General features: G+C 61.5%; 7 protein-coding genes. 5 read left to right on the top strand and 2 right to left on the bottom strand.

Translation table 11 applies throughout. From position 1 onward, the window contains the following. Together LDL37_RS06275 and LDL37_RS06270 are read left to right on the top strand one after the other, a co-directional pair. The coding region (locus LDL37_RS06275; protein ID WP_290795704.1) for an autotransporter outer membrane beta-barrel domain-containing protein at positions 1–957 on the top strand (957 nt) is incomplete at its 5' end. 234 nt (positions 958–1,191) lie between these two features. Next, positions 1,192–2,139, top strand: coding sequence for an SMP-30/gluconolactonase/LRE family protein (locus LDL37_RS06270; RefSeq protein ID WP_290795702.1), 948 nt, complete (start codon positions 1,192–1,194; stop codon positions 2,137–2,139). Here the strand turns inward: LDL37_RS06270 and LDL37_RS06265 are convergent. Next, the gene (locus LDL37_RS06265; RefSeq protein ID WP_290795700.1) at positions 2,136–3,302 is read right to left on the bottom strand and encodes a Gfo/Idh/MocA family oxidoreductase; all 1,167 of its coding nucleotides are present in this window, start codon (positions 3,300–3,302) and stop codon (positions 2,136–2,138) included. The two genes, LDL37_RS06270 and LDL37_RS06265, sit on opposite strands and share 4 nt — an antisense overlap. A 158-nt stretch (positions 3,303–3,460) precedes the next feature. On the opposite strand from LDL37_RS06265, the gene LDL37_RS06260 reads away from it, so the two are divergent. Continuing rightward, the gene (locus LDL37_RS06260; protein WP_290795698.1) at positions 3,461–4,582 is read left to right on the top strand and encodes a PA0069 family radical SAM protein; all 1,122 of its coding nucleotides are present in this window, start codon (positions 3,461–3,463) and stop codon (positions 4,580–4,582) included. On the opposite strand, the gene LDL37_RS06255 is transcribed toward LDL37_RS06260, so the two are convergent. Further along, the gene (locus tag LDL37_RS06255) at positions 4,579–5,307 is read right to left on the bottom strand and encodes a TetR/AcrR family transcriptional regulator (protein WP_290795696.1); all 729 of its coding nucleotides are present in this window, start codon (positions 5,305–5,307) and stop codon (positions 4,579–4,581) included. The two genes, LDL37_RS06260 and LDL37_RS06255, sit on opposite strands and share 4 nt — an antisense overlap. A gap of 278 nt (positions 5,308–5,585) precedes the next feature. Here LDL37_RS06255 and LDL37_RS06250 point away from each other — a divergent pair, with 278 nt between their 5' ends. Beyond that, a complete protein-coding gene (locus tag LDL37_RS06250) occupies positions 5,586–6,788 on the top strand; it encodes an efflux RND transporter periplasmic adaptor subunit (protein WP_290795693.1) in 1,203 nt (400 codons plus the stop codon). A gap of 190 nt (positions 6,789–6,978) precedes the next feature. Next, positions 6,979–10,000 (top strand): multidrug efflux RND transporter permease subunit (locus tag LDL37_RS06245; protein ID WP_290795691.1); only part of this gene is annotated, 3,022 nt, incomplete at its 3' end.

Genomic DNA, 10,000 nt, shown 5'->3' with positions numbered 1-10,000 from the left:
ACTGAAACCGGTTTTGTCAGCACCTATGCGGCCTTCCTGCCCGATTTTTCGGGTGAAACCCTGCTGTCTCTGTCGCGCGGCCGCGAGGCCCTGACGCGCTCGATTGAAAAGCAGTCGATCCTGCCCGGCGTGGGCGAAACCCACTACTGGCTTCAGGAAGAGGGCTATCAGCTCAATCGCGAACGCGGCCAGACCCTGGGGTTCAAGACCACCGGATTCAGCTTTGCCGGCGGTATCGAACGCGGTCTGGGCTATGGGCAGGCGGTAGGTCTTTTCACCAGCTACACGGCGGCGACTCCCAAAGACACCTACGCCACCGCTTATGAAACCTCTTCGGCGGCCGATTTCACCGTGGGCGGTTACTGGCGACTGGAGAGCGGTGGTCTGAAGGCCTGGTTAAGCGCCGGGGTGGGCGGCACCTTCTTAGAGACGGAGCGTCAGATGGTGGGGTCTGCCAATACCCTCACGGCGCGCGCCAAATGGAACGGCTACAGTCTCTCAGGCAGTACGGGGGCCTCGTATCTGGCGACACTGGGGCCAATCAGCGTAAAACCACTCCTCTCCCTCGACTATTACGCGCTGAAAGAAGACGCGCGGGATGAGAGCGGCGGCGGCACGGCCTTCGACCTTAGCATAGATGAACGCCAGAGCCATATCGCTACCGCCTCTGCGCTCCTGAGCTTTGGGCGCGGTGACCGCACGGCCCTGCTGCAACCGGAATTCTGGGTGGGTTATCGCAATAATGTCTCGGTGAAGGTGGACGATACCGTCGCGCGCTTTACCGGCGGGGATGCGTTTACCCTCTCGGCAGGCGACGTTAAGGGCGGCGCGCCGGTCATCGGTATGCGTATGATGGCAGGCAACGAATATGGTTATGTGGCACTTGAAGCGGAAGGCGAAAAATACAGTGAATACAGCAATTACAAACTGAGCCTTCGCACGGGTTTCAAATTCTGAGTTCACACTTAAGGTATTAGCTTATTAAAATTAATATTATACATTAAAAACAATATTTTGTTGACTTATTCTAATATATTGTCTGAATTGCATTCTCTAATGTGTGGAATGAGCCCCCTGTCACGACAGGGGGCTGAGGCGCGCTTTTTTCTGTTCGCGCGGCGCGAGAGGTGATAACGTTGTCACCCTATAAAGCAGGGCGAATCCGCGCCCTCCGGACAGAGGAAACCCGCCATGATCACCCGTCGCCACAGCCTTGCCCTTGGACTGGCCGCCATAGCCTTCCCGCTTCACAGCGTCGCTACGGAAGCCGGCATACGAGGCCTTGGGGGGGCAGGCGACGCGCTGGGCGAAGGCCCCTACTGGTCGGCGGCACACAAGCGCCTTTTCTGGGTCAATATTTCAGGGCAGACCATCTACGCGCTCGATCCTCAGAGCGGCGATCTGAAGACCTGGAAAACGCCCAGGCCCGTCTGTTTCCTCGCCGATCGCAAATCGGGCGGCCTGATTGCGGGCCTCAGCGACGGGGTCTATGGCTTCGATCCCAAAAGCGGCGCTTTCACCCTTCTGGTACAGCCGGAAAAGCGCGACGATACGCGGCTGAACGACGGCAAGGTCGATGCCAAAGGTCGTCTGTGGACCGGCACCATGGACACCAAATGGAAGGAAAAGGTCGGCGCCTTCTATCGCATCGACGCCGATCTGAGCGTCACCAAGGCGGACGGCCCCTATCTGTGCGCCAATGGCCCGACCTTCAGCGCGGATGGCCGCACCCTGTGGCACACCGAAACCTACGACAAGGAGGTCTTTGCCTTCGATGTCGCACCCGATGGGGCACTGTCGAACAAGCGGCTTTTCGTAAAATTTGACGGCGATATGGGCGCGCCGGATGGCATGACCACGGATGCGCAGGGCGGCGTATGGATCGCCCATTATGGCGGCGGCCGCGTCAGCCGCTACACTCCGGAAGGCAAACTGGATTTCTCTATTGCCCTGCCCGCCACCCAGATTACCAGCATGGCCTTCGGCGGCGCCAAACTCGACCACCTGTATATCAGCTCAGCGGCGCAGTTCCTGCCCGACACTGCGCCGGATAAGGGCGTGGCCGGGACACTGTTTGAAGTGTCGCCGGCCCGGCTGCGCGGGCACACAGGCCTGCCCGCGACACCTTTTGCGGGTTAAACCTTAACCACTACCCCGCCCTGATCGGCGCTGCGGTACATGGCCTGAATCAGGCGGATGTCGCGCAGCCCCATCTCGCCCGGCGTACGGTGCGGCGTATTGCTGCGCGTGGCCTGCGAAAAGCCGTCCACCTGCGCGGCGAACTGGGTATAGGGCGGGGCCGCGCGCACCGGCGTACCGGGGTCCCAGCCACGGTGCAGATTGGCGCGATTGTCGTAATAGTCCGATGCCGGGTCCATATTGATGGCAGCGCTGGCCCCGAACACCTTGATGCGTGATCCGCCGGCGTAGCAGTAGGAGGAGGAGCCCTGTGCGCTGAGGCCTGACGGGAAGGTCATGCGCCAGTTTAGCCCGCCTTCGACGGTCTTAAAGCGCGGATCGTCCTTCGGATAGGCATAGACGGCCGACACGCTGTCGGGCATCTGATCCGCCAGCATCAGGGCACCGTTCAGCGCGTAGATGCCGATATCGTACATGGAACCGCCACCGGCCAGCGGCTTGTCCAGACGCCACTTCATCGGCGGATATTGCGGGTCGGCATTGAACCCGGCATCGCCGGTGATGTAGCGCAGGTCGCCCAGTTCACCCTGCTTGCAGCGGCGCTTGACCTCGATATTGAGCGGCTCGAAATGCACGCGATAGGCCACACCCAATTGCCGATTGGCGGCCTTGGCGGCGGCCACCATGGCCTCGCATTCCTCGACCGTCGAAGCCATCGGCTTTTCGCACAGGACGTGCTTGCCGGCCTTCAGGGCACGGATGGTATACTCGGCGTGCAGACCCACCGGCAGGACGATATAGACACAGTCGATGTCCTTGTCGGCGGCGATCTTGTCGAAATCGTCATAGCCATAGGTTTTGGCCACGCCATACCGCTCAGCCAGGTCCTTTGCCTTGGCCGGATTGCCGGAGACGAAGGCGGTCATGCGCGACTCATCGGCCTGAAGGAAGCCGGGAATCACCTGATTAATGGCGTAGCTGCCCAGACCGACCACGGCCCAGCCCAGACGCTTTTTGGGCGGTTCCGGCAGATCAACCCCGTTGGGCAGGGGCTGACCGGCGGCTTTGCCAGTTGTTTGGGCAGCCGTTTGGGCGGTAGCGGCGGCGCTGGCGACCAGCGGCAGGCCTCCGGCACCTAGTAAAAGCTGTCGGCGATCCATCATGGGGGTTTTCCTCTGTTTGAACTTATGCAGTGGTCGCACTGTAAACCGGAATCCGGACAGGTGACAACGTTTACCCACGGCTTTTTTACCGAACAGGCCCAAGTCGTTTTTCTGAATTTTGTTCTTGTTATGTTCTTTTTTGATGCTAATCTCAGCGCATGACGTCAAAGCCCCTCCCTGCCCTGCGCACCGAACGCATCACCGACGAGAACGCCCTGCCCGATCGGGTGCGCAAGGGACGCGGCGCGGTGTCGAACCGTCTGAGCGGCCGTTTCGATGCGCCCGATCGCTATGACACTACCGACGGCTGGGAGAGCGAAGATTATCCCGATATCGAGCGTGTGCAGACCATCCTCGGCATAGACGCCGTGCGTAAAATCATCAGCTATAACGACTCGCCGGATGTGGGGTCGAGCCGCTCCATCAATCCGTACAAGGGGTGCGAGCACGGCTGTATCTATTGTTTCGCCCGTCCGACCCACGCCTATCTGGACCTGTCGCCGGGACTGGATTTCGAGACGCGCATCTTTCGCAAACCCGACGCCCCCGAACGGCTGCGCGAAGAGCTGTCGCACCCCAAATACCGCCCTGCGCCGCTGGCGCTCGGTATCAATACCGACGCCTATCAGCCGATTGAGCGCCGTGAACGTCTGACGCGACGCCTGCTGGAGGTGCTGTGGGAGTTTCGCCACCCGGTGCATATCGTCACCAAATCGGCCCTGATTCTGCGCGATCTGGATATTCTGGCCCCTATGGCGGCGGCCAATCTGTTTTCGGCCACCTTGTCGGTGACGACGCTCGACCGCCATATTGCGCGGGTGATGGAGCCACGCGCCGCGACGCCCATGAAGCGTATCGAAACCATCCGCACGCTCAGTGCCGCCGGTATTCGGGTAAATGTACTGGCGGCCCCGCTGATCCCCGGCCTGACCTGTCATGAACTGGAAAACATCCTCAAGGCCGGTGCCGAGGCCGGTGCCATCCGCGGCGGCTATATTCCGGTGCGCCTGCCGCACGAGATCAAGCTGCTGTTCGAAGACTGGTTGCGGCTCAACTTTCCGGACCGCGCCGATCGCGTGCTTAATCGTATCCGGGCCCTGCGCGGCGGTAAGCTGAACGATCCGAATTTCAAGACGCGCATGACCGGCACGGGACTGGAGGCCGACCTGCTGAAACAGCGCTATGAGCTGGCGCTGCGGCGGTATGGGCTGGATGCGCCGCGCACACCCCTCGATTCGACGCAATTTCGTGGCGGCGACCCGCAGATGTGCCTGTTTTAGGCTCCGAACAGCATCCGCGTCATGTTCCCGGCAATGAGGCGCAATTCGTCGGCCGATGCCCCGGCACGGGCGCGCACCCCCAGATTGGCGGTGATGCCGCCGATCATCTGGGCCAGCACCTTCGGGTCATGATGGGCAGCCAGACAGCCATAGGTCTGAGCATCGGTAAAGAAGCGCTCGAAACGCACATCGAACTCTTCGATGGTGTTTTGCAGCATTTCCAGAATCGACTCGTGCTGCGGCGCTTCGTTGAGCGCCGTACACATAAAGGCGCAGCCCAGCGGGTGTTCGCTCTGGCCGGTATAGGTGCCGATCATGATGTCGAAATAGCGCCCGACAATGGTGCTTAGGCTATCGCCCTGCCCGTTGCAGCTCAGCACCGTATCCAGTTGCTCGCTGATACGCTGACGATAATGCTGCATGGATTTGAGATAGAGCGCTTCCTTGTCGCCAAACCCGGCATAGAGGCTGGGGCGGTTGACGCCCGTGGCTTCGACCAGATCGTCGAGAGAGGTCGCCGCAAAGCCTTTTTGCCAGAACACATGCAGGGCCTTTTTCAGCACCAGATCGGGGTCATAGGCACGCGGACGCCCGCGCGGACGCTTACAGCACGCGCTCGCCTCCAGCGCCTGATCCCCGCAGACATCGGGCAGAGCCAGCGACACAGCGTCGGCCTCTACGGCCTCGCTCTTATGGATCAGCGTCTCGTAAGACTGGTGCACCATGGCAACACGATTACTCCTTTTACACCTGCCTATGTAGCGTGTCCGCTCCCCTGCTGCCAGTCCCCGACACGCAGATGTCATATCTGCCGTCTTGACCTTAAGATTTCGCCCCCCTTTCGCGACTGCTGACAAATTTTTGTACCAATTCGCACAAAAATTTGTCCAAGCCCCTATTAATTTGCGAAACAGTACATAAATGGATGTCTGCGGCTCCGGTTCAAGGGCTGTTCCTGTGGCCGCTTCCCTTTCTTTTCCCTTTCTCCCCAAAGGTGACCCGCATGTTGACCCCGTCCGATCTTTACCGGCGTGCGCCGCGTCAGGCGCTCCTGACCGCCGCCGCCATCGCCACCCTGAGCGTGGGGGCCTTCGGTATCTATGCCCTGACCACAAAAGCCGACGCTCAGGCCACCGCCGCCGCCCCGCAGGCCATTCCCGTCAAGGTCGCCCTGATCGAAGAACAGACCGTCAGCGGCTGGGACTCCTTCTCCGGCCGTCTGGAAGCGGTCGAGCGCGTTGAAATCCGCTCGCGCGTCTCCGGTGCCGTAAAGGCCATCCATTTCCGTGAAGGCGCCTTCGTCAGGGAAGGCCAGCTTCTGGTGACTATCGACCCGGCGCCCTACGCCGCTGAGGTTGCGCGTGCGCGTGCACAGGTACAGGCCGCCGAAGCGCGCCTGACGCTGGCGCGCTCTGAAAACAGCCGCGCGGAACGCCTGCTGACTGAGCGTGCCATCTCGCAATCCGAGGCCGAAACGCGCATCAATGCCTTGCGCAGCGCCGAAGCCGACCTCGCTGCCGCGCAGGCCGTTCTGCAATCGGCCAATCTCAACCTCTCCTACACGCAGGTTCGCGCCCCGGTGTCGGGCCGCGTGGGTAAGATTGAAATCACGCAGGGCAATCTGGTCGCCTCCGGCCCCGGTTCGGCCGTGCTGACGACCCTGGTGTCGGTCTCGCCCATCTATGCCAGCTTCGATGCCAATGAAGAGGTGATCAACCGCACGCTGGCCGATCTCAACGGGGCCGAATTTGGCAAGGTGCCGGTGAAGCTGGAGCTGGATAACGGTTCCGAACCGCTGAGCGGGCACCTGCAACTGATCGACAATCAGTTCGACAGCCAGTCAGGCACCGTGCGCGCCCGCGCCGTCTTCGCCAATACCGACGGCAAGCTGATCCCCGGTCAGTTTGTGCGCGTCAAGCTGGGGGAGGCCACGGCCAAGCCGGCCATACTGATCAACGAAGTGGCCATCGGCACCGATCAGTCCAAGCGCTTCGTCTATGTGGTGGGCAAGGGCAATGCGGTCGAATACCGCGAAGTCCAGTTGGGTGGCACGATTGACGGTCAGAAGGTAGTCACGGCGGGGCTGAAACCCGGTGATCGCGTGGTGATGTCGGGGCTTCAGGCCCTGCGGCCGGGTACGGTCGTCGCGCCGCAACTGATCGCCGCCCGTCCGGTCATCGACGCCACGCCCAAGCCGAACGCGTAAAAATCTCCTCCCTGTCGTGCAGCGATGGGGGGGGGTAACGCCCAAAGCCTGATTTCGTTGAAACCTTTGGCGTAATCCCCCTCCGTCTTTTGCCGCTTCGCGTCAAAATCCACCTCCCCATGCCTGCGGCACAGGGAGGAGGGCGTGCCTGCGCCGCAATCTTTTCCCGTCCGCCCATAAGGGGGCACTTATGAACCTCTCAAAATTCTTCATCGACAGGCCGATCTTCGCCGGTGTGCTGTCGCTGCTTATCGTGGTGTTCGGGCTCCTCAGCCTGCGCACCCTGCCCGTCTCCGAATACCCGGAAGTCGTGCCGCCGCAGGTGGTGGTGCGTGCCGTCTATCCGGGGGCAAGCCCCGCCGTCATCGCTGAAACCGTCGCCACCCCCATCGAAGAAGCCCTCACCGGAACTGAAGACATGATCTACATGTCCTCGGCCTCGACCTCCGACGGGCAGATGACCCTCACCCTCACCTTCAAGCTCGGCACCAATCCGGATCTGGCGCAGCAGATGGTGCAAAACCGCGTGTCTCAGGCCGAGGCCCGCCTGCCCTCAGACGTGCGCGCGCTGGGCGTCACCACGCAAAAGAGCCAGTCCTCCCTGCCGCTGGTTGTGCACCTCGTCTCGCCCAATGGCCGCTACGACGAAAACTATCTGCGCAACTACGCCCTGATCCACGTCAAGGACCGTCTGCAAAAGATCGAAGGCGTCGCCCCCATCCAGATGTTCGGCGGCGGCGAATATTCCATGCGCATCTGGCTTGACCCGCAAAAGGTCGCTGAACGCGGCCTGTCGGCATCGGACGTCGCCAATGCCGTGCGCGGCGAAAACGTGCAGGCCGCCGCCGGTATCGTCGGGGCCTCGCCCGGACAACCCGACATCACGCTCCAGATGTCGGTCAATGCACAGGGTCGCCTGAAAACCGAAGAGGACTTCCGCAACATCATTGTCCGCTCCGATAACGGCGCCGTCACCTATCTGGGCGATGTGGCCCGCGTTGAACTGGGGGCCGCTGACTATTCGCTGCGCTCGCTGCTGAACAATCAGAAGGCCGTTGGTATCCCCATCTTTGAACAGGCCGGGGCCAATTCGCTGAAGGTGTCTGCCGACGTCAAAAAGGCGATGGCCGAGCTTCAGAAGACCATGCCCGAAGGCGTAGAATACCGCATCGCCTACGACACCACGGAATATGTGCAGGAATCCATCGACTCGGTGATCCACACCCTGCTCGAAGCCATCCTGCTGGTGGTGATCGTCGTCATCGTCTTCCTTCAGACCTGGCGCGCCTCGATCATCCCGCTGCTGGCCGTGCCTGTGTCCGTTATCGGCACCTTCGCCGTGATGCACGCCTTTGGCTTCTCGATCAATGCCCTGACCCTGTTCGGCCTCGTTCTGGCCATCGGTATCGTCGTCGATGACGCCATCGTCGTCGTTGAAAACGTCGAGCGCAATATCGAAGCCGGCAAATCGCCCAAGGAGGCCACCTATCAGGCCATGCGCGAAGTCTCCGGCCCGATCATCGCCATCGCACTGGTGCTGGTCGCGGTCTTCGTGCCGCTGGCCTTCATCACCGGCCTGTCGGGTCAGTTCTACCGTCAGTTCTCGCTGACCATCGCCATCTCAACCGTCATTTCGGCGATCAACTCGCTCACCCTGTCCCCGGCTCTGGCGGCGCTCCTGCTCAAGGACCACCACGCCAAAAAGGACGCCCTGACGCGCTTCATGGACCGCTGGCTGGGCGGCTTCTTCCGCCTGTTCAACCGTTTCTTCCACCGGTCGTCGGAAAACTACGGCAGGGGTCTGGGGGGCATTATTTCACGCAAGGCCCTGATGCTGGGCGTCTATGCGGTGCTGGTGCTGGCCACCCTGTTCATGTTCAGGACCGTCCCCACCGGCTTTATCCCGGCGCAGGACAAGCAGTATCTGGTCGGCATGGTGCAGCTTCCCGACGGGGCAACGCTCGACCGCACCGAAGCTGCCGCCCGCGCCATGACCGATATCGCCATGAAGCAAGACGGCGTGAAGGACGCGCTCGCCTTCCCCGGCCTGTCGATCAACGGTTTTACCCTCGCCTCCAATTCGGCGGTAGTGTTTCTGGCGCTCGAATCGTTTGAGGAACGCGGCAAAAACCACCTCGATGCCGGCACCATCGCCGGTGCGCTGAACCAGAAGTTTCTGGGCATTGGCGACGCCTATGTCGTCGTCTTCCCACCGCCGCCGATCCTCGGCCTCGGCACCACGGGCGGCTTCAAGCTTCAGCTTCAGGATCGCGGTGCGCTTGGGCCCGAAGCGCTTGATCAGGCCACCAAGGCCTTTGTCGCCAAGGCCTATCAGACCAAGGAACTGGCCGGCGTTTTCTCCAACTATCAAATCAATGTGCCGCAGGTCTATGCCGACATTGATCGCGTCAAGGCCCGTCAGCTCGGCGTCAATGTGCAGGATGTCTTCGACACCATGCAGATCTATCTCGGCTCAATGTATGTCAACGACTTCAACAAGTTCGGCCGCACCTACTCCGTCCGTCTTCAGGCCGATGCGCCCTACCGCGCCCGCCCGGAAGACATCGGTCAGCTCAAGGTGCGCGCCAGCAGCGGCGAAATGATCCCCCTGTCGGCGCTTCTGAAGGTCGAACCGTCCTTCGGGCCGGTCAACGCCACCCGCTATAACGGCTATCTGGCCGCTGACATCAATGGCGGCCCCGCCCCCGGCTTCTCTTCGGGTCAAGCCGAAGCCGCCGCCGCCAAAATCGCCGCCGAAGTCCTGCCGCCGGGGATCGAGTACGAATGGACCGACCTGACCTATCAGCAGATTCTGGCGGGCGACTCCTCCGCCATCATCTTCCCGCTGGTCATCCTGCTCGTCTTCCTTGTGCTGGCGGCGCAGTATGAAAGTCTGGTCCTGCCGCTGTCGATCCTGCTGATCGTGCCCATGGGCCTGCTGGCCGCCATCACCGGCGTGTGGGTTTCAGGCGGCGACAACAACATCTTCACCCAGATCGGCCTGTTCGTTCTGGTGGGGCTGTCGGCCAAGAACGCCATCCTGATCGTGGAATTTGCCCGCGAGCTGGAACTGGCCGGACACAGGCCGCTACAGGCCGCTATTGAGGCGAGCCGGTTGCGTCTGCGCCCGATCCTGATGACCTCCATCGCCTTCATCATGGGCGTCCTGCCTCTGGTGCTGGCGCATGGAGCCGGGTCAGAAATGCGTCACG

This window comes from Asticcacaulis sp. (assembly GCF_020217185.1).
Lineage (GTDB): Bacteria > Pseudomonadota > Alphaproteobacteria > Caulobacterales > Caulobacteraceae > Asticcacaulis.
The sequence above is the reverse complement of the archived record's forward strand: the minus strand, read 5'-3'. Positions and strand labels throughout refer to the sequence as shown.